General features: G+C 71.9%; 15 protein-coding genes. 12 read left to right on the forward strand and 3 right to left on the reverse strand.

What is annotated here, in order from left to right:
• The first annotated feature begins 146 nt into the window (after positions 1–146).
• Genes C2865_RS23800 through C2865_RS23825 form a run of 6 tightly spaced genes read left to right on the forward strand, consistent with a single transcriptional unit; the run spans position 147 to position 7115 of the window.
• A complete protein-coding gene (locus C2865_RS23800) occupies positions 147–1763 on the forward strand; it encodes an ABC transporter substrate-binding protein (RefSeq protein ID WP_106400784.1) in 1617 nt (538 codons plus the stop codon).
• A complete protein-coding gene (locus C2865_RS23805; protein WP_106400785.1) occupies positions 1760–2731 on the forward strand; it encodes an ABC transporter permease in 972 nt (323 codons plus the stop codon). Before C2865_RS23800 ends, C2865_RS23805 begins: the two co-directional genes overlap by 4 nt.
• Positions 2728–3597 (forward strand): ABC transporter permease, encoded by an 870-nt coding sequence (locus C2865_RS23810; protein ID WP_106400786.1) that lies wholly within the window; start codon positions 2728–2730, stop codon positions 3595–3597. The genes C2865_RS23805 and C2865_RS23810 overlap by 4 nt, the downstream gene beginning before the upstream one ends.
• Before the next feature lie 2 nt (positions 3598–3599).
• Positions 3600–4595: an ABC transporter ATP-binding protein gene (locus C2865_RS23815; RefSeq protein ID WP_232835784.1), complete on the forward strand. Its 996-nt coding sequence runs from the start codon at positions 3600–3602 to the stop codon at positions 4593–4595.
• On the forward strand, positions 4592–5404 hold the full coding sequence (locus C2865_RS23820; RefSeq protein WP_232835785.1) for an ABC transporter ATP-binding protein: 813 nt from the start codon (positions 4592–4594) through the stop codon (positions 5402–5404). Before C2865_RS23815 ends, C2865_RS23820 begins: the two co-directional genes overlap by 4 nt.
• Before the next feature lie 46 nt (positions 5405–5450).
• Positions 5451–7115, forward strand: a complete 1665-nt coding sequence (locus C2865_RS23825) for a CocE/NonD family hydrolase (protein ID WP_106400788.1) — start codon at positions 5451–5453, stop codon at positions 7113–7115.
• A 137-nt stretch (positions 7116–7252) separates the two neighbouring features.
• Here C2865_RS23825 and C2865_RS23830 read toward each other — a convergent pair whose 3' ends face one another.
• The gene (locus C2865_RS23830) at positions 7253–8635 is read right to left on the reverse strand and encodes an NAD(P)/FAD-dependent oxidoreductase (protein ID WP_106400789.1); all 1383 of its coding nucleotides are present in this window, start codon (positions 8633–8635) and stop codon (positions 7253–7255) included.
• A gap of 267 nt (positions 8636–8902) precedes the next feature.
• On the reverse strand, positions 8903–9322 hold the full coding sequence (locus tag C2865_RS23835) for a MarR family winged helix-turn-helix transcriptional regulator (RefSeq protein WP_106400790.1): 420 nt from the start codon (positions 9320–9322) through the stop codon (positions 8903–8905).
• 129 nt (positions 9323–9451) lie between these two features.
• On the opposite strand from C2865_RS23835, the gene C2865_RS23840 reads away from it, so the two are divergent.
• Genes C2865_RS23840 through C2865_RS23860 form a run of 5 tightly spaced genes read left to right on the forward strand, consistent with a single transcriptional unit; the run spans position 9452 to position 15501 of the window.
• Positions 9452–10216, forward strand: a complete 765-nt coding sequence (locus C2865_RS23840) for a crotonase/enoyl-CoA hydratase family protein (protein ID WP_198653563.1) — start codon at positions 9452–9454, stop codon at positions 10214–10216.
• The gene (locus C2865_RS23845) at positions 10213–12153 is read left to right on the forward strand and encodes an acetoacetate--CoA ligase (RefSeq protein ID WP_106400792.1); all 1941 of its coding nucleotides are present in this window, start codon (positions 10213–10215) and stop codon (positions 12151–12153) included. The genes C2865_RS23840 and C2865_RS23845 overlap by 4 nt, the downstream gene beginning before the upstream one ends.
• Positions 12150–13091, forward strand: coding sequence for a 3-hydroxyacyl-CoA dehydrogenase NAD-binding domain-containing protein (locus tag C2865_RS23850; protein ID WP_106400793.1), 942 nt, complete (start codon positions 12150–12152; stop codon positions 13089–13091). The genes C2865_RS23845 and C2865_RS23850 overlap by 4 nt, the downstream gene beginning before the upstream one ends.
• Positions 13088–13957 (forward strand): amidohydrolase family protein, encoded by an 870-nt coding sequence (locus C2865_RS23855; RefSeq protein ID WP_106400794.1) that lies wholly within the window; start codon positions 13088–13090, stop codon positions 13955–13957. The genes C2865_RS23850 and C2865_RS23855 overlap by 4 nt, the downstream gene beginning before the upstream one ends.
• 35 nt (positions 13958–13992) lie before the next feature.
• Positions 13993–15501: an aminobutyraldehyde dehydrogenase gene (locus C2865_RS23860; RefSeq protein ID WP_106400795.1), complete on the forward strand. Its 1509-nt coding sequence runs from the start codon at positions 13993–13995 to the stop codon at positions 15499–15501.
• Here C2865_RS23860 and C2865_RS23865 read toward each other — a convergent pair.
• Positions 15486–17072 carry a PucR family transcriptional regulator gene (locus tag C2865_RS23865; protein ID WP_232835786.1) on the reverse strand — a complete coding sequence of 529 codons (1587 nt, stop codon included), beginning with the start codon at positions 17070–17072 and terminating at the stop codon, positions 15486–15488. The two genes, C2865_RS23860 and C2865_RS23865, sit on opposite strands and share 16 nt — an antisense overlap.
• A gap of 147 nt (positions 17073–17219) precedes the next feature.
• Between C2865_RS23865 and C2865_RS23870 the strand changes: the two genes are divergently transcribed.
• Complete coding sequence (locus C2865_RS23870) at positions 17220–18734, forward strand: CoA-acylating methylmalonate-semialdehyde dehydrogenase (protein ID WP_106400797.1); 1515 nt, start codon at positions 17220–17222, stop codon at positions 18732–18734.
• Positions 18735–18796 lie beyond the last annotated feature (62 nt).

Here is an 18796-nt window from a genome sequence, read left to right on the forward strand (position 1 = left end):
CAAGGCCCAGACCTGGATCGGGTCCCCCCACCCTCACCGCGACGCCTCCGCCGGCCGCCCCGCGCAGGCCGCGCCCCGGCACCGGCCGATCGACCCGGCCGCGCAGATCGCCTCAGCCGTACCAGCACCATGAAGGGTCTTCTCCCATGCCACGTGCCCGCTGGACCGCACCCGCCGCGCTCCTCCTCGGCCTCTGCTCGCTCGCCGCCTGCTCCGGCGGCGGCTCGGACCCCGAGGCGAGCCCCGCGAAGCTCACCACGTCCGTCCCGGCCCCCACCAAGGAGGTCGAGACCGTCACCTGGAACATCCCCACCGGGGAGCCGCCCACCCTGGACCCCGCGCAGTCCACCACCGAACCCGTCAGCACCGTCGTCAGCAACATGTGCGAGGGGCTCTTCACCTTCGGCCACGACTACGAGCGCAAGCCGGCCCTGGCCACCTCCGTCGACCACCCCGACCCGCTCACCTACGTGATCACCCTGCGCGAGGGCGTCGAGTTCTGGGACGGCGAGCCGGTCACCGCCGAGGACGTCGTCTACAGCGCCCAGCGCATCCTCGACCCCGAGCTGGGTTCGGCCCTGATCGGCTGGGCCGCCAACGTGAAGGGCATCTCCGCCACCGGCGACGCCGAGATCACCGTCAAGCTGAAGAAGCCCGACGTCCTCGTGCCGAACTACTTCGCCTCGCCCGCGTTCTACGTCGTGCAGAAGGAGTTCGCCGAGGCCGCCGGCAAGGACCTCGGCACCGCCGAGGGCGGCGTGATGTGCACCGGCCCCTACAAGTTCGGCGGCTGGGAGCAGGGGCAGAGCATCACCCTCACCCGCAACGACTCCTGGTGGAACACCGAGGTCGAGCCCAAGGTCGAGAACCTGACCTTCAAGTTCGTCACCGACCCGGCCGCGCAGGCCGCCGCCCTGGCCGGAGGCGACCTCGACGGCCAGTTCGCCGTCCCGCGCGCCGCCCACGGGCAGCTCGCCGACAAGGGGAACCTGCTGTTCGGCCAGAGCCTGTCCACCACGTTCCTGGGCGTGCTCAAGCAGGACGGCGCGCTCGGCGACCCGGCCCTGCGCCAGGCGCTCCAGGCGGTGATCGACTACCAGGGCATCATCAAGTCGGTCTACCAGGGCACGGCCCAGCCGCTGCGGGCCCTGGTCCCGCCGTCGGCCTGGGGCTACGCCGAGGACGTCTTCCAGGCCGAGTACGACAGGCTGCCCGAGCCGGCCCAGGACCTGGAGAAGGCCGAGAAGCTGGTCGCGCAGTCCGCCAAGGCCAAGGAGAAGATCGTCCTGGCCTACCCGACCACCAGCGAGGAGCACACCAAGATCGCCGCGGCGATCGCCGACTCCGGCGAGCAGGCGGGCCTGAACATCGAGCTCAGGCCGCTCAACTCGCAGGACTACGGCGCGATCTTCGCCTCGCCCGAGGCCCGCGCCGCCCTGGACGTCTTCCTGGTGGACGGCTACCTGGACTTCCCCGAGCCGCTGACGTACTACGTCTACTTCCTCACCGGCTCCTTCTACAACTTCGCCGGATACAGCAACAAGGCGTACGACGCCGCCGTCAGCACCGCACTGGGCCTCGAGGATCCCGCCGCCCGTGCCCGCGAGGTCGCCAAGGCCCAGGCGACCATGGCCCAGGACCTGGTGAACATCCCGATCGCCACGCAGCACGTCAACGTCTACTACGGCCCCGGGCTGGCCGGGCTCGTCCCGCGCCAGAACTACGTCTACACCCCCTGGGCCGTGGAGCTGGGCGGCAGATGACCATGGCACGGACCTTCGCGACCAGGCTCGGCCTGCGCGCCCTCGGCGCCGCCGTCACCATCCTGCTCGCCTCCCTGCTCGTCTACGGGTCGCTCTTCCTGATGCCGGGAGACCCGGTGCTGGCGCTGACGGGCGGCAGGCGCCTGACCCCCGAGCAGATCGAGGCACTGCGCCACGCCTACGGGTTCGACCGGAGCTTCGCGCAGGGCTACCTCGACTGGGCCGGCGGCGTCCTCCACCTGGACTTCGGGACGTCGCTGACCTACCAGAGCGACGTCGGGGCGCTCATCACGAGCAGGCTGGACGTCTCGGCGCCGCTCATCGCCTACGCGGCCTCCCTGGCGCTGCTGTTCGGGCTGGGCCTGGCCCTGCTGTCGGCGGTCAAGGGCGGCCGGGTCAACCGCGCCATGGCCGTGGTGGCGAGCACCGCCACGGCGACGCCGCCGTTCGTCTCGGCGATCGTGCTGCTGGCCGTCTTCGCGGTCGGCCTGGGCTGGTTCCCCTCCACGGGCGCCGGCGACGGCGGCCCGGCCGACCGCCTGTGGCACCTGACGCTGCCCGCGATCGCCATGGCGCTCGTCTCCTTCGGCGTGCTGTCCCGGGTCGGGCACGCGGCGTTCACCGAGGAGCTGCGCCGCGAGCACGTGGAGGTGGCGCGCAGCCGCGGGGTCGGCGGCGCCGCCCTGATCACGCGGCACGTGGTGCGCAACGCGCTCGCCCCGCTGGTCACGGTCATCGGCGTGCTCCTGGTGAGCCTGTTCGCCGGCACCGCGGTCGTGGAGACCGCGTTCGGGCTGGACGGCGTCGGCTCGCTGCTCATCAGCTCGGTCTCCCGGCGGGACTTCCCCGTGGTGCAGGGCATCGCCCTGATCGCGGTCGTCCTGTTCGTCATCGTCAACACCCTGGTCGATCTGGTGCTGCCGCTCGTCGACCCGAGGGCGGCGGCGGGAAGGAAGGCCGCGCCATGACCCTGACCATCCCCCGACTCCGGGCGAAGGCGGCGCGCGGGCGCCGGCGCCGTCCGCTCACGCTGGTCCTCGCGACCGCGTTCCTGGTGCTCGTCGCCGCCATGGGCCTGCTGGCCCCCGTGCTGGCGCCGCACTCCCCGGACGAGACGAGCCTGCTGAACGCGCTGGCTCCCCCCGGCACCGAAGGGCACTGGCTGGGCACCGACTCCACCGGCCGCGACGTGCTGTCGCGCGTCATGCACGGGGCCAGGCTGTCGCTGCTCGCGCCCCTGGGCGTGGTCCTGCTCTCCCTGGTCCTGGGCACCGCGATCGGCCTGCTGGCCGCCCGCGCGGGCGGCTGGGTGGACGCCGTCCTGTCCCGCGGCATGGACATCGTCTTCGCCTTCCCCAGCCTCCTGCTGGTGATCCTTTCCGTGGCGGTGTTCGGCCCCGGCCTGACCGCGCCCATCTGCGTCCTGGCCATCGCCTACACGCCGTTCATCGGCAGGGTCGTGCGCAGCGTGGCGATCCAGGAAGGGGCGCGCCCCTACCTGGAGAGCTACCGCGTCATGGGCTTCGGCGAGCTGCGGGTGACGCTGCGGCATCTCCTGCCGAACGTGCTGCCCGTCATCATCGCCCAGAGCGCCCTGTCCTTCGGCTACGCGCTGGTGGATCTGGCGTCCCTGTCCTACCTGGGCCTGGGCGTCCGCCCGCCGGACGCCGACTGGGGCTCGATGATCAGCCAGGCGCAGAGCGCCATCCTCCAGGGCTCGCCCTGGAGCGGGCTGATGCCCGGGATCGCGGTCCTGCTGACCGTCGTCTGCGTCAACCTGCTGGGCGAGCACCTCGGCGGGTCCATCAGCGGGAAGCGGAGTGAGGAGACGTGAAGGTGCTCCAGAAGAAAGAGGCGGAGACGGCGCGGCGCGACGCCCTGGACATCTCCGGGCTGAGTCTCGCCGTCTCCCGGAGCGGGACGGACGTCCCGCTGCTGGCCGGCGTCAGCGTCCGGGTGGCGCGCGGGGAGACCGTGGGCCTGGTCGGCGAGTCCGGCTCGGGCAAGTCGCTGACCTCCCGCAGCGCGCTGGGCATGCTGCCCCGCGGCGCCCGGACCACCGGCGGCGTCACGGTCTCGGGCGTCGACGTGCTGGGCGCCGACCGCAGGACGCTGCGCGAGCTGCGGCGCACCCGGGTGTCGATGATCTTCCAGGACCCGCGGGCCTCGATCAACCCGGTGCGGCGCGTCGGCGACTACCTCACCGAGGGGCTGCGCGCCCGCGGCGTGTCCTCGCGCGAGGCGGCCGAACGGGCGCCGGACCTGCTCGACCAGGTGGGCATCCGCGACCCGCGGGGCGCGCTGCGGCGCTTCCCGCACGAGTTCTCCGGCGGCATGCTCCAGCGTGTCATGATCGCCGGAGCGCTGTCCACCGAGCCCGAACTGCTCCTGGCCGACGAGCCCACCACCGCCCTGGACGTCACCACGCAGGCCGAGGTGGTCGGGCTGCTGAAGACCATGCAGGAGGCGCACGGCACCGGCATGCTCTTCGTGACGCACGACCTGGACCTGGCCGCCGCCATCTGCGACCGGATCTACGTCATGTACGCCGGACGCATCGTGGAGGAGGCCACCGGCGCCTCGCTCTTCCGCTCGCCCGCGCACCCCTACACCAGGGCGCTGCTGGAGGCCAGCCCGTCCGTCCACGGCGAGAAGGCCGTGGTCAAGGCCATCAGGGGACGCCCGCTGGCGCTCGCCGAGGCGCCGTCGGGCTGCTCCTTCCGCGACCGGTGCCCGCTGGCGGAGGAGTCCTGCGCCGAGGGCGTTCCCCCCTACCGCGCGCACGGGGCCTCCACGGTCGCGTGCCTCCGGCCCGAAGAGGTGGCCCCGTGAACCAGCCGCAGCCCGTGCTCGCCGTCTCCTCGCTGGTCAAGCGGTTCGGCTCCTTCACCGCCGTCGACGACGTGAGCTTCGAGCTCATGCCGGGCACCTCGCTCGGGATCGTCGGGGAGTCGGGTTCGGGCAAGACGACCACCGCCCGCATCCTGGCCGGGCTGGAGCGGCCGACCTCCGGGACCGTCACGCTGGAGGGCAGGGCGGTCGGCGGGCGCTCGCGCCGCGACCGGCTCTGGCAGGCGGGCCGGCTCCAGATGATCTTCCAGGACCCCTACGGCTCGTTCGACCCGCGCCGGACCATCGCCCAGTCCATCGCCGAGCCCCTGCGGCTGCACGCGCCGGGACCGGCCGAACGGCACCGGGCCCGGGTCGCCGAGCTGCTGGACCAGGTGGGGCTCAGCACCCGCGCGGGCGAGGCGCTGCCGCGCGACCTGTCGGGCGGGCAGCGGCAGCGCGCCGCCATCGCCCGCGCGCTCGGCATCGCGCCGCGCGTCCTGGTGCTGGACGAGGCGGTCGCGGCGCTCGACGTCTCCATCCAGGCGCAGATCCTCACCCTGCTCGACGAGCTGCGCAGGGAGACCGGCATCTCCTACGTCTTCGTCAGCCACGACCTGGCGGTCGTGCGCTACATCACCGACACGGCCGTCGTCATGCGGCACGGCCGCATCGTCGAGCGGGGCGGGACCGAGCAGATCCTGCGCAGTCCCCAGCACCCCTACACCCGTCTGCTGCTCGACTCGATCCCCTCCCCGGACTGGGACCTCGAGCGGGTGGCACGCGACCGCCGCGCGCTCGACGCGCGCTGAGCGGCCCCTTCACACGATCGAACACGGAACACGGAGTCACATCACCATGCCCACCATCAAGCGGGTCGAGCCTGCCCCGGTACCGGAAGACGCCCGGCAGGTCATGGTCCCGATGCGGGACGGAGTGCGGCTGGCGGCCGACGTCTACCGGTCCGGCTCTCCGGATCCGAACGCCGTCATCCTGATCCGCCTCCCGTACGACAAGGACGGCCCCTACTGCTTCATGCCCGTCCTCAGCCGGTACTTCCTGTCCCGCGGCTACACCGTCGTCGTCCAGGACGTCCGCGGCAAGTTCCGCTCGGAGGGCGAGACCGAGTTCGCCGTCCACGAGGTCGAGGACGGGTACGACACGATCCAGTGGATCACCGAGCAGCCGTGGTGCGACGGGAACGTCGTCATGTGGGGGGACTCCTACTTCGGCTACACCTCCATCGCCGCCGCGATCAGCGGCCACCCGGCACTGCGGGCCATCTCCCCTCGCCTCACCGGATCCCAGCTCTCTCGGGTGCTCGAGTACGGCGACGGCACCCGCGACGTCGAGCAGACCAGCCGCAAGGTCTACTTCGCCACCCACTACGTCGAGCAGAACACCTACGAGTGGGAGATGGACTGGAGCGCGCGCCCGCTCCGCGCGACCTTCGAGGGGTTCTTCGCCGAGCTCGGCAGGCGCTCGGCGAACTTCGACGACGAGTTCGAGGGCGAACCGAGGTTCGTGCATCCCCCGGTGAAGGCGCTCCTGGACAGCCCTCCCGTGCCGGCCCTCTACACGATCGGCTGGTTCGACAACTGCGCCATCTGGTCCTGGAACGACGTGCGGGCGCTGGCCCGGACCCCGGGCTGGGCCGACCACCTCTACCTGCGCCTGGAGGCCATCGACCACGAGAACTACCGGCTCGTCCAGGCGCCCGTCGCCCCGCATGACGACCACACCGAGGACTCCGCAGCCAAAGACCGCCTGCTGCCCAGGTATCTGGACCCGGCCGTCGAGTTCTTCGACGCCGTCCTCGGCCGTTCAGACGCGGTGCCGCCCCGTGTGCGCTACGAGGTCTGCCACGGCGAATGGAGGGAGAGCACCGTCTGGCCGCCGGAGCGGTCCTCCGACCTGGAGTACCACCTGTCCGCGTCGCCCACGCCGTGCCTGACCGCCGAGATCCCGCAGGCGGAGAGCGTGGTGGAGTGGATCCACGACCCGTCGGACCTCGTCCCCTCGGCGGGGGTGAACCCCTTCGCCGCACTGTTCGACAGGTCGGATCTGAGCGCCATCGGAGAACGTCCGGACGTACTCCGCTTCACCGGATCCGCCGCCGGGGAGGACCTCGATCTGGTCGGCACCGTGACGCTGCAGCTCCGGCTCTCGGCGCCCGCGGGCGCCAACGTCCACGTGCGGCTCCTGGACGTGGCGCCCGAGGGCGAGGCGTTCCTGATCGTCAAGGGGCAGGCACACCTCGACGTGCCGCTGTCCGGCGAGGAGGCCGTCGTGGACCTGCAGAACATCGCCTACCGGCTACGCGCGGGCCACCGTCTCGCCCTCGACATCATGAGCAGCGACTTTCCCGAGTACATCCCTGAATGCCCGCATGGCTCCGACCCGTGGACGAGCCTTCCCGGAGAACCGGCCGCCCGCGGGTTGACGCTCGGCGGCGCGCGCCCGTCCTGCCTGCGCATCGGCAGATGGCAACCCGAGGACCTCCGCCGCGGCACCCGGCCGTAGAAGGCGGTACGAAGAGAAGACGGCGGCCGTCGTTCCCATTCCATGGGTGGGAACGACGGCCGTTTCATCGGTGAACGGGCCATGCGAATGCCCTCGCCCGGGAGCCGGGCGAGGGCATATCGGTTTCCGGCGTCGGCTCAGGAGTCGAAGCCGAGGCCGAGCCGGTCCAGCGTGCGCAGCCAGAGGTTGCGCCGTCCCGTTCTGTCCTCCCGGGCCATCGACCAGCGGGTGAGCTGGATGCCGGTCCAGGTCAGCGGCTCCGGGGGGAACGGGATTCCTTTCTGCCGCACCATGCGCAGCCGCGTGAGGTCCGTGGATTCTCCCGACAACAGGTCGAGCATGACGTCGGCCGCGAAGCGGGAAGCGCCCACTCCCAGTCCGGTGAAGCCCGCGGTGTAGGCGACCCGGCCCTTGCGGGCCAGGCCGTAGAAGGCGCAGAAGCGCGTGCTGGTGTCGATGACTCCGGCCCAGCGGTGGGTGAAGCCGATCCCGCTCAGCTGCGGGAACGTCTCGTAGAAGTGCCGGGCCAGGAGGTGGTAGGTGCTGGGGCGGTGCTCGTGCTCGGGCTTGATCGAGCGCCCGTAGTGGTAGATGGCGTCGTAGCCGCCCCACAGGATGCGGTTGTCGGGAGTGCGGCGGTAGTAGTGGAACTGGTTGCCGCAGTCGGAGATGCCGAAGGGCTGCTCCCATCCGATCGACTGGAGCTGCGCCGGTGTCAGCGGCTGAGTGGCGAGCACGTAGTCGTAGACGGGGACGACGGAGTACTTCCGCATGCCGAGCAGGGAAGTGAACGCGTTCGTCGCCAGGACGACCTGCCTGGCGCGCACCCGCGCCTGCGGCGTGTGCAGCTCGACCGCGTCTCCGCGATCGTCCATCCGGACGACCGGGGTCCGTTCCGCGATGCGCACGCCGAGCCCTTCGGCGACCCTGGCCAGCTCCCAAGCCAGGCGCGCGGGGTTCACCAGGGCGGTGTCGTCCTCCAGGCGCCCGGCGAGGTAGGTGGGGGAGTCGACGAGCCGGCGGACGGCCTCCCGGTCGAGGAAACCGGGCGAGTCCGGCTTGAGCCCGGCGATCTCGTGCGCGTGGGTGGCGACGATGAGCGCACCGCCGCGCGTGAAGTCGCACTCGATGCCGTACCGCTCGACGGTCTCGGCGATCTCATCGAGATTCCTGCGGCCGAGCCGGTGGAGGGTCTCGTACTCCTCGGGCCAGCGTTCCCGGCCGTTCGCCTCGCCGTGGGTGAGGCTGGCGCTGCAGAAGCCGCCGTTGCGGCCGCTCGCGTGTTCGGCGAGGCGATCCCCTTCGAGCAGGAGGACGTCGCGGTCCGGGTCGCGTTCCTTGGCTCGCAGGGCGGTCCAGAGGCCGGTGAAGCCGCCTCCGACGACCACCAGGTCCGCTGACAGCTCGCCGTTGAAGGAGGGCCTCGGGGCGGGGCGGCCGGGGTCATCGAGCCAGAGGGGTACTTGTTCCGCCTCGCTCAGCGCGGCGGCGGGCTCGTTCGGGTAGGGCTCAGTGCTCATCTGTACCTCGGAGAAAGGCCATGGGCGGCCGCCGGGACCGCGGGTCGCCTCTTCAGGCGCCCGGAAACGGGGCGGGCTTTTCGGCTGACACGCCCGCCGACCTGCGTCGGATCGTGATCAAGGGCGTGTCCGGTGTGAGGAGACTACGTTATATAACGCTGATGCACAACGGTGTTTTATATTGGGCGCGTGGCTCCGGCGGCGAAGGAACGTGTGCATGCGGCGGCGTCCTCCCCGGCCGGTCGCCGGGGGAGGGCGGGCGGGGTGCTACTTCAGGAGGGCGGTTCTGGCCCGGTTGAGGTAGTCGCGGAAGGCGGCGCGCTCCTCGGGCCGGAAGTCCTGGAGCATCTGCTCCTCCAGGGCGGCGACGGGCCCGGCGCACTCCGCCAGGAGGGCGTGGCCGGCGTCGGTGAGGCGCAGGAGGTGGCGGCGGCGGTTGGCGGGATCGACGGTCCGGCTGATGAGGCCGCGGCGCTCGATGGCGCCGATGACGTCGGCCATCGCCTGCGGGGTGACGAAGGAGTTGCGGGCCAGCTCCGCGCCCGACAGCCCGTTCCTGCGCTCCAGCACCGTCAGCGCCGTGTACTGCAGGGTCGTGACGCCCGACGGGCGGAGCAGCTCGTCGAGGCGGGCGCGGGTGGCCAGCTCGACCTGCTTGATCGAGTACAGCAGCAGGGGATCGGCCACGGGCTCACCCCTTCGCAGACGTGTCAGGAAACCTGTCGAACGCGACAACGGTACCCCGTTTACAACCTCGGCGCCCACCTGCAATCATCAGGCTTCCTGATATCAGGGTTCCTGATGATTGGAGGGATGATGGCGACGACGTCCGTGGAACTGCGGGACCGGGTGGCCGTGCTGCGCCTCGCCCGCCCGGCCAAGCGCAACGCGCTGGACGACGCGACGATCCTGGAGATCGAGCGGTTCTTCCTGGATCCGCCCGGGGAGATCGGCGCGGTGGTGCTGGACGCCGAGGGCGAGCACTTCTGCGCCGGGCTCGACCTGTCGGAGCTGACCGAGCGCTCCACGTGGGAGGCGGTGGAGCACTCGCTGCTGTGGCACCGGGTGTTCGACCGGATCGAGGCGGGACCGCTGCCGGTCGTGGCCGTCCTGCGCGGAGCGGTGATCGGCGGCGGGCTGGAACTGGCGGTCTCGGCCCATGTGCGGGTCGCCGAGCCGTCGGCGTTCTACGCGCTGCCCGAGGGGCAGCGGGGCCTGTTCGTGGGCGGCGGCGGTTCGGTGCGGGTGCCGCGGCTGATCGGCGCGCACCGGATGGCCGACATGATGCTCACCGGCCGGGTCTACGACGCGGCCGAAGGCCAGGCCGTCGGCCTTTCGCACTACCTGACCGGCGCGGGCGAGGGCCTGGCCAGGGCACTGGAGCTCGCCGAGAAGATCGCGGGCAACGCGCCGCTGTCGAATTTCGCGGTCCTGACCGCGCTGCCGCGGATCGCCGAGGCGGCGCCCGCGCAGGGCTACCTCATGGAGTCGCTGATGTCGGCGGTGAGCGCCGGCAGCGAGGAGGCCAAGGGAAGGCTGCGCGCCTTCCTGGAGGGCCGCGCGGGAAAGGTGGGCCGATGAACACGCCGCTGAGCACGCCGAGCCGAAAGGCCTGGGAGAACAGCGGGATCGGCCGCTACCTGCGCTGGCTGAAGGCCGAACGGAACCTGGAGTTCGCCGACTACACGGCGCTGCACCGCTGGTCCGTCGAGGACCTGGAAGGCTTCTGGTCGTCCATCTGGGAGTACTCCGGCGTCCGCGCCCACACGCCGCCGACCGCGGTGCTGGGCCGTCGCGAGATGCCCGGCGCGCAGTGGTTCCCGGGATCGACCCTCAACTACGCCGAACACGCGCTCGGCCTGCCGGAGGACGCCGGCGAGGTGGCCGTCGTGGCGCGCTCGCAGACCCGCCCCGGCTTCGAGCTGACCTTCGGGGAGCTGCGGGAGCAGGTCGCGCGGGCGAGGGCAGGGCTGAAGCGGCTCGGGGTCGGCGAGGGCGACCGGGTGGTGGCCTACCTGCCGAACATCCCCGAGACCCTCGTGGCGTTCCTGGCCGCGGCGAGCCTGGGCGCGGTCTTCGCCTCCTGCGCGCCGGAGTTCGGGGCGCGCAGTGTGGTCGACCGGTTCGGGCAGCTCGAGCCCAAGGTGCTGCTCGCCGTGGGCGGCTACCGCTACGGCGAGCGGGACGTGGACCGCACGGCGGAGGTCGCCGAGATCACGGCCGGGCTCCCCACGCTCGAGCGGACCGTCGGCGTCCCCTACGGGCCGTTCACCGTGGACGGCGCACTGCTCTGGGACGAACTGCTGGCCGGTCCGGCGGAGGAGGGGTTCGAGCCGGTCCCCTTCGACCACCCGCTGTTCGTGCTGTTCACCTCCGGCACCACCGGCAGGCCCAAGGCCATCATGCACGGGCACGGCGGCATCCTCGTCGAGCATCTGAAGAACCACGCCCTGAGCTGGGACCTGGGCCCCGGCGACCGGATGTTGTGGTTCAGCACCACCGCGTGGATGTTGTGGAACGCGCTGGTCTCCTCACTGCTGGTGCGCGCGTCCATCGTGATGATCGACGGCGATCCGGCCTATCCGGACCTGCGCGAGCAGTGGCGGCTGGCAGAGGAGACCGGTGCGACGCTGATGGGCACCAGCCCCGGCTACCTCATGGCCTGCCGCAAGGCCGGGATCCGCCCCGGTGAGGAGTTCGTCCTGCCCAGGCTGCGGCAGCTCGGCGCTGCGGGCAGCCCGCTGGCCGCCGAGGGCTACGCGTGGGTCCACGAGCAGTTCGGCGACCGCGTGCTGCTCAACGTCGGCTCCGGCGGCACCGACGTGTGCACCGGCATGCTCCAGGGAAGCCCCTGGCAGCCGGTGTGGGAAGGCGAGATCTCCGGCCCCTGCCTGGGCGTGGCGGCGCAGGCCTTCGACCCGGACGGCAGGCCCGTCATCGGGGAACTCGGCGAACTGGTGATCACCGAGCCGATGCCCTCGATGCCCGTCGGGTTCTGGGGAGACACCGACGGCAGCCGCTACGAGGCCGCCTACTTCACCGTCTTCCCCGGCGTGTGGCGGCACGGCGACTGGGTCCGCTTCGCGCCCGAAGGCCACTGCGTGGTCGCCGGACGCTCCGACGCCACCCTCAACCGGGGCGGCGTACGGCTGGGCACCGCCGACTTCTACGGCGTGACGGAGGAGCTCCCCGAGATCGAGGACAGCCTCATCGTGCACCTGGAAGACGCCGAAGGCGGACCGGGCGAGCTGCTGCTGTTCGTCCAGACCACCGGCGTGGACCTCGACGACGGCCTGCGCGGCCGGATCAAGACGGCCCTGCGCACGCAGTTGTCGCCCCGGCACGTGCCCGACCGGATCGAGCAGGTCCCCGCCATTCCCCGCAACCGCACCGGCAAGAAACTGGAAGTCCCGGCCAAACGCATCCTGCTCGGCGCCAGGCCCGAAGACGTCGCCAGCCGCGACGTCCTGGCCCGGCCGGACTCCCTGGACGTCTTCACCACCTGGCGGCGGTCATGAGGGTCGCGGTCGTCGGCACCGGCGTCATCGGCGCGAGCTGGGCCGCGCTCTTCCTCGCCCACGGGCACGACGTGATCGCCACCGATCCGTCGCCCGGAGCGGAGGAGGCGCTGCGCACGGCCGTCGCGGCGCACTGGCCCGCCTTGGAGCGGGCCGGACTGCGGTCGGGCGCCTCGCAGGACCGGTTGTCCTTCACCGCCGCCGCGGGCGAGGCCGTCCGCGGCGCGGAGTTCGTGCAGGAGAACGGCCCGGAGCGCACCGAGGTCAAGGACGCCCTGTTCGCGCTGCTGGACGAGGCGGCCCCGCCCCGGACGGTACTGGCCAGCAGTTCCTCGGGCATCACCCCTACGCGCATCCAGCAGGCCTGCGGGCGGCATCCCGAACGCGTCCTGGTCGGGCACCCGTTCAACCCGCCGCATCTCATACCGCTGGTGGAGGTGGTGCCGGGCGGAGCGACGGACGAGGCGTCCGTCCGGGCGGTCATGGAGGTCTACTCCTCACTCGGCCGCCGGCCCGTGCGGGTGCGCCGGGAGCTGCCCGGCCACCTGGCCAACCGGTTGCAGGCGGCGCTGTGGCGGGAGGCGTACTCGCTCGTCGCGAGCGGCGCGGCGAGCGTCGCCGACCTCGACGCCGTCATCGCCCACGGCCCCGGCCTGCGCTGGGCGCTGCTCGGGCCCTTCGTCAACCAGCACCTCTCCGGCGGCCCCGGCGGCATCGCCCACATCCTGGAGCACCTCGGCCCGCCCACCGAGGACATCTGGGACGACCTCGGCGACCCCCGCCTCACTCCCGAACTCATCCGCACCATCGTCACCGGCGTCGACGACGAACTCCACGGCATCGACCCCGCCGAGCTCGTGGCCGAGCGGGACGAACTCCTCCAGCTCCTCATCACCGCCAAAGCCGCCACCTCCACCCTGCGAGGAAGCACCCCGTGAACCTCTCCGAACTGACCGCCATCGACTTCCACGTCCACGTCGAACAGGACGCCCACGGGCACTTCTCCCTGGACGGCGAGCTCCTGGACGCCTCCGCCGCCTACTTCCGCGCCGACCAGAACCGCACGCCCACGGTGGAGGACATCGCCGGCCACTACCGGGAACGCAAGATGGCAGCCGTCATCTTCACCGTCGACGCCACCACCGCCCTGAACCACCCCGCCCTGTCCAGCGAGGAGATCGCCGAAGCCGCCGCCGCCCACCCCGACGTGCTCATCCCTTTCGGCTCCGTCGACCCCCGCACCGGGGCGGAGGCCGTCGCCAGGGCCCGCCGCCTGGTCGCCGACCACGCAGTACGCGGCTTCAAGTTCCACCCCAGCCTCCAGGGCTTCGCCCCCGACGACCCGCGGCACTACCCGCTGTACGAGGCGCTGGAGGAACTCGGCGTCCCCGCCCTCTTCCACACCGGGCAGACCGGCATCGGCGCCGGACTGCCCGGCGGGCGCGGCATCAAGCTCCGCTACTCCGACCCCATGCTCATCGACGACGTCGCCGCCGACTTCCCCGGCCTCACGATCATCCTCGCCCACCCCTCGGTGCCCTGGCAGGACGAGGCCATCTCCATCGCCACCCACAAGGCCAACGTGTACATCGACCTCTCGGGCTGGTCCCCGAAGTACTTCCCGCCCCAGCTCGTCCGGGCCGCCTCCCGGCAGCTGCGCCACAAGGTCCTCTTCGGCTCCGACTTCCCGGTCATCACCCCCGACCGCTGGCTCGCCGACTTCGCGGACCTCGACGTCAGGCCCGAGGCCCGCCCCCTCATCCTCAAGGACAACGCCGCCCGCATCCTCGGCCTGACCGGCTGAACGTCCCCGCTTCAAGGCCCCGTGAAGGAAGACCCATGACCGAGATGAAATTCCCTTCCAGGCTCGTCGGCGGCCGGTGGGGTGACGGTGAAGGCGAGCCGCTCGTCGTCACCGACCCGTCCACCGGTGAGAAGGCCGCCGAGTACGCCGCGAGCACGCCGTCCCAGGTCGCCGCCGCGGTCGGCGGCGCGGCCGAGGCGTACGCCGAGTGGTCGGGCGCGACGCCGGGCGAACGCGCTGCGGTACTCGTCCGGCTGGCCGCCGAACTGGAGTCGGTCGCCGACGACCTGGCGGCGGCCGAGACCCGCCAGACGGGCAAGCCGATCAGGTTGACCACGCGGTTCGACGTGCCGGGCTCGATCGACAACGTCGCCTTCTTCGCCGGTGCGGCCCGCCATCTGGAGGGGCGCGCCGCCGGTGAGTACTCGGCGGACCACACCTCCTCCATCCGGCGCGAGCCGCTCGGCGTCGTCGGGTCGATCGCGCCGTGGAACTACCCCTTGCAGATGGCGGTGTGGAAGGTCCTGCCGGCGATCGCGGCGGGCAACACGATCGTCCTCAAGCCGGCCGAGAACACGCCGGTCACCGCGTCCATGCTGGCCGAGGCCGCCGAACGCGCGGGCCTGCCGGACGGGGTGCTCAACATCGTCAACGGTCCGGGCGCGCTGACCGGGGAGGCTCTGGTGGCAGACCCCCGGCTGGCGATGACCTCGTTCACCGGCTCCACCGAGGTCGGCCGCCGTGTGGCCGCCGTCGCCGCCCGCAACGGCACCCGGCTGCATCTGGAACTGGGCGGAAAGGCCCCGTTCGTCGTCTTCGACGACGCCGACCTCGAAGCCGCGGTGCACGGGGCCGTCGCGGCCTCTCTCGTCAACACCGGCCAGGACTGCACGGCGGCGACCCGCGCCTACGTCCACGAGTCGCTGTTCGAGGCGTTCACCGCGGGCGTCGCGGACCTGATGCGCACCGTGCGGCTCGGGCCGCCCGCCGATTCCGCCACCGATCTCGGCCCGCTGGTGTCGTTCCGGCAGCGCGACCGCGTGGCGGCGATGGTGGATGCCGCCGTCGCCGAAGGGGCGCGGGCCGTCACGGGAGGCAGGGCGCCCGGGGGAGAGCTTTCACGCGGTGCCTACTACGAGCCGACCCTGCTCGTCGGCGCCTCCCAGGGCAGCGCCATCGTCCAGCAGGAGGTCTTCGGACCCGTGCTGGCCGCGCTTCCCTTCCGCACGGACGAGGAGGCCTTCGCCCTGGCCAACGACACGGCCTTCGGCCTGGCCGCATCGGCCTGGACGCGCGACGTCTACCGCGCCCAGACGGCGGCGCGCGTCCTCCAGGCCGGCACCGTATGGATCAACGACCACATCCCGATCATCAGCGAGATGCCGCACGGCGGCCGGAAGGCATCGGGCTACGGCAAGGACATGTCCGCCTACACCTTCGAGGAGTACACCCAGGTCAAGCACGTGATGGCCGAACTGACCGCGGAGCCGCGAAAGGCGTGGCACCGCACCGTGTTCACCGGCGGAGGTCACGCGGAGCGGTGACGTTCCCCCTGCAGTTCGTCGGCCAGCAGCGCCACGTGCAGTGACACGCGCAGATCCGGATCGTCGAGGACGGCGCCCAGCAGTCGCTCGATCTTGGCGAGCCGGGCGTAGAACGCCGGGCGCGACAGGTGGAGGCTGGCGGCGGCGTCGGACTTGCCGCCTGGATTCTGCAGCAGTGCGCGCAACGCCGGAATCAGGTCGTCGCCGTGCTGTTCGTCATGCCTGCGCAGGGTGTCGAGCTCGCGCGAGACGAACAGCTGCAGCCTGTCGTCGTCGGCCAGGAGGGTGAGGAGCCCGCGGATGTGGACGTCCTCGAGCCGGTGCACCACGGGGCCGGTCCCCTCGTGCCGCACCGCGTCGACGACCTGCTGGGCTTCGCGCAGCGTCCGGTCGAGGTGAGCGGTCGTGTCCACGGCGCGTCCGGCGCCGATCACGACGCGGTGCCGTGCCGCGATCCTCTCGGCCAGGCGGTCGACCGTCGCGTCCGCCGGCGCGGCCGCCGGGACCGAGACCACCGCGCGCACCTCCGCGCCCATCTGGCTCACCAGCGCGGCCACGTCCTGATCGCGCAGCACGTGGACGGTGGTGGCGAGGACCTCCTCCAGCGCCGGGCGCGCCGCCGGTCCCGCAGCGCCGCCCGCTCGCGTCTCCGAGGCGAGCGGGCGCACGGCGAGCCCGACGAACCGCCGGCGGCCGAGCGGGAGACCGGCGAGCTCGCAGCGCCGCAGCAGGTCCGGGGCGGTCGGGTCGTTCAGCAGACCGGTGAGCAGCTCGTGGTGCGCGCGGCGCACGAGGCCGTCGCGGTGCCGGTCGTGCAGCCGGTGCATGGTCAGGACGCCCGCCGCCCGCTCGGCGATGGCCACGAGCGTGTGCGTCGGGGACACGGGCGCGTGGACGATCAGCCGGCCCCAGCTGCGGTCCCGGGCTCCCAGCCGCGTGATCAGCCAGCCGTTCGCCGGGTCCCAATGCGTCCGGCCGGAGGTCCGGATACGGCGCGACCTGGGGGACCAGTCGCTGAGGAAGTCGGTGGCGTTCTCCGGTCCCGACAGGTAGTCGAGGACCTGGTGCCGGTCGTTCTCGAGCACCACGGCCGCCCCCGAGAGGCGCTGCACGGCCGCCAGGATGTCCCGGGAACCCGCCTCGGCGAGGCTGAGCTCGGTGAACGTCTCGTGCACCCGTTCGGCCTTGCGCAACTCGGCCAGCTGCTCGTCGACGATCCGCTCGCCCACCGCCTGGATGATCGCGGCGAACTTCGCTTCGCGCCGCAGGACCAGCAGCGGGAGGCCGTGGACCTCGCATGCCCTGGCCAGCGCGCCGGGCACGGCGCCCTGCCAGCGCCGTCCCAGCTCGACCATCAGGCCGGCCGCTTCGACCGCGGCGAGGCTCCGGGCGAAGCCGGCGAGCGCGTCATCGCCGTCGGGCAGCGCGATGCCGGTGGTGAGGACGAGGTCGCCGCCGCGGAGCAGCGGTGCGATGTCCGCGAGCTCGGTGGCGTGCACCCAGCGCACCCTCCGGTCGAGGCGGGCGTGCGCGGAGACGACCTCGGGATCGGCGGCGCGAATTACGGGCATATTCAGAATGTCATTAAGGGTGAGCCGAATCATCGATGGTCACCTTACAGATCGTCGGGAAAAGGTGTCTAGTCGGACAATCTGCAGCTGTTCGGTACCCGTGGCCGCCCCCAGCATGGGAGAGGAAACACCCGCTGGAGGAAACCCATGACCACCCTGATCACGCACTGGGCCGAAGGCGCGCCCTACGCGGGGACGTCCGGCCGCACCGCCGACGTCGCCGACCCCGCCCACGGGCGCGTCACCGGCTCCGTCGCCCTCGCCTCGAAGGACGACGCGGACCACGTGATCGCGTCCGCCTCCCGCGCCGCGGCGGCATGGCGGTCGCTGTCCCTGGCCAGGCGCACTCAGATCGTCTTCCGCTTCCGCGAGCTCCTCAACGCGCGCAAGGACGAGCTCGCCTCGATCATCACCGCCGAGCACGGCAAGGTGCACTCCGACGCCCTGGGCGAGGTGTCCCGCGGCCAGGAGGTCGTGGAGTTCGCCTGCGGGATCGCCCACCTGCTCAAGGGATCGCAGTCGCCGAACGTCTCGACCGGCGTCGACGTGCACAGCGTGCGCCAGCCCCTGGGCGTGGTGGCCGTCATCAGCCCGTTCAACTTCCCGGCCATGGTGCCGATGTGGTTCTTTCCCATCGCGATCGCCGCCGGCAACACGGTGGTGCTCAAGCCGAGCGAGAAGGACCCGTCGGCGGCCCTGTGGATCGCCCGCCTGTGGACCGAGGCCGGTCTGCCCGACGGCGTGTTCAACGTGCTGCAGGGTGACAAGACGGCCGTGGACGCGCTGCTCCAGAGCCCCGACGTGGCGGCGATCAGCTTCGTCGGCTCGACACCGGTCGCGGAGTACGTCTATGAGGAGGCCAGCCGGCGGGGCAAGCGCGTGCAGGCGCTCGGCGGCGCGAAGAACCACATGCTCGTCCTGCCCGACGCCGATCTCGACCTCGCCGCCGACGCCGCGGTCAGCGCCGGATACGGCAGCGCGGGGGAGCGGTGCATGGCCATCAGCGTGCTCGTCGCCGTCGAGGCCGTCGCCGACGACCTGGTGGCGCGGATCGCCGAGCGGACGCGCTCGCTCGTGGTCGGCGACGGCGCGGCCGGGCCGGACCGCGAAGCCGACATGGGGCCGCTCGTCACCCGGGCCCACCGGGACAGGGTCGCCTCTTTCGTCGACTCAGGCGAGGCAGCCGGAGCCGCACTGGTGGTCGACGGGCGCCGAGCCGCGGTCCGCGGCGAGGACTCCGGCTTCTGGCTCGGCCCGACGCTGTTCGACCACGTGACGCCCGACATGGAGATCTACCGCGAGGAGATCTTCGGGCCGGTCCTGTCCGTCGTCCGCGTGGCGTCGTACGACGAGGCCCTGCGGCTGATCAACGCCAACCCCTACGGCAACGGCGTCGCCGTCTTCACCAACGACGGCGGTGCGGCCCGCCGGTTCGAAGAGGACGTCGAGGCGGGCATGGTCGGCGTCAACGTCCCGGTTCCGGTCCCGGTGGCCTACTACTCGTTCGGCGGGTGGAAGCGCTCCCTGTTCGGGGACACGCACGCCCACGGAGTCGAAGGGGTGCACTTCTTCACCCGGGGCAAGGTCGTCACGACCCGCTGGATCGACCCCGCCAGAAGGCCGGCCGGCGGACTGCAGTTGGGCTTCCCCCGCAATGACTGACCCCGCGGCGCAATCTCATCACCATCGAAGGACACGATATCTGTGATCAGCACATCTCCTCT

It is taken from the genome of Actinocorallia populi, from assembly GCF_002995495.1.
Lineage (GTDB): Bacteria > Actinomycetota > Actinomycetes > Streptosporangiales > Streptosporangiaceae > Actinocorallia > Actinocorallia populi.

Coding starts and splice junctions, on each gene's coding strand:
- C2865_RS23845 (WP_106400792.1), top strand. CDS start 10,213: ATGAACACGCCGCTGAGCACGCCGAGCCGAAAGGCCTGGGAGAACAGC.
- C2865_RS23865 (WP_232835786.1), bottom strand. CDS start 17,072: ATGCCCGTAATTCGCGCCGCCGATCCCGAGGTCGTCTCCGCGCACGCC.
- C2865_RS23870 (WP_106400797.1), top strand. CDS start 17,220: ATGACCACCCTGATCACGCACTGGGCCGAAGGCGCGCCCTACGCGGGG.
- C2865_RS23805 (WP_106400785.1), top strand. CDS start 1,760: ATGACCATGGCACGGACCTTCGCGACCAGGCTCGGCCTGCGCGCCCTC.
- C2865_RS23840 (WP_198653563.1), top strand. CDS start 9,452: ATGGCGACGACGTCCGTGGAACTGCGGGACCGGGTGGCCGTGCTGCGC.
- C2865_RS23850 (WP_106400793.1), top strand. CDS start 12,150: ATGAGGGTCGCGGTCGTCGGCACCGGCGTCATCGGCGCGAGCTGGGCC.
- C2865_RS23830 (WP_106400789.1), bottom strand. CDS start 8,635: ATGAGCACTGAGCCCTACCCGAACGAGCCCGCCGCCGCGCTGAGCGAG.
- C2865_RS23860 (WP_106400795.1), top strand. CDS start 13,993: ATGACCGAGATGAAATTCCCTTCCAGGCTCGTCGGCGGCCGGTGGGGT.
- C2865_RS23825 (WP_106400788.1), top strand. CDS start 5,451: ATGCCCACCATCAAGCGGGTCGAGCCTGCCCCGGTACCGGAAGACGCC.
- C2865_RS23810 (WP_106400786.1), top strand. CDS start 2,728: ATGACCCTGACCATCCCCCGACTCCGGGCGAAGGCGGCGCGCGGGCGC.
- C2865_RS23800 (WP_106400784.1), top strand. CDS start 147: ATGCCACGTGCCCGCTGGACCGCACCCGCCGCGCTCCTCCTCGGCCTC.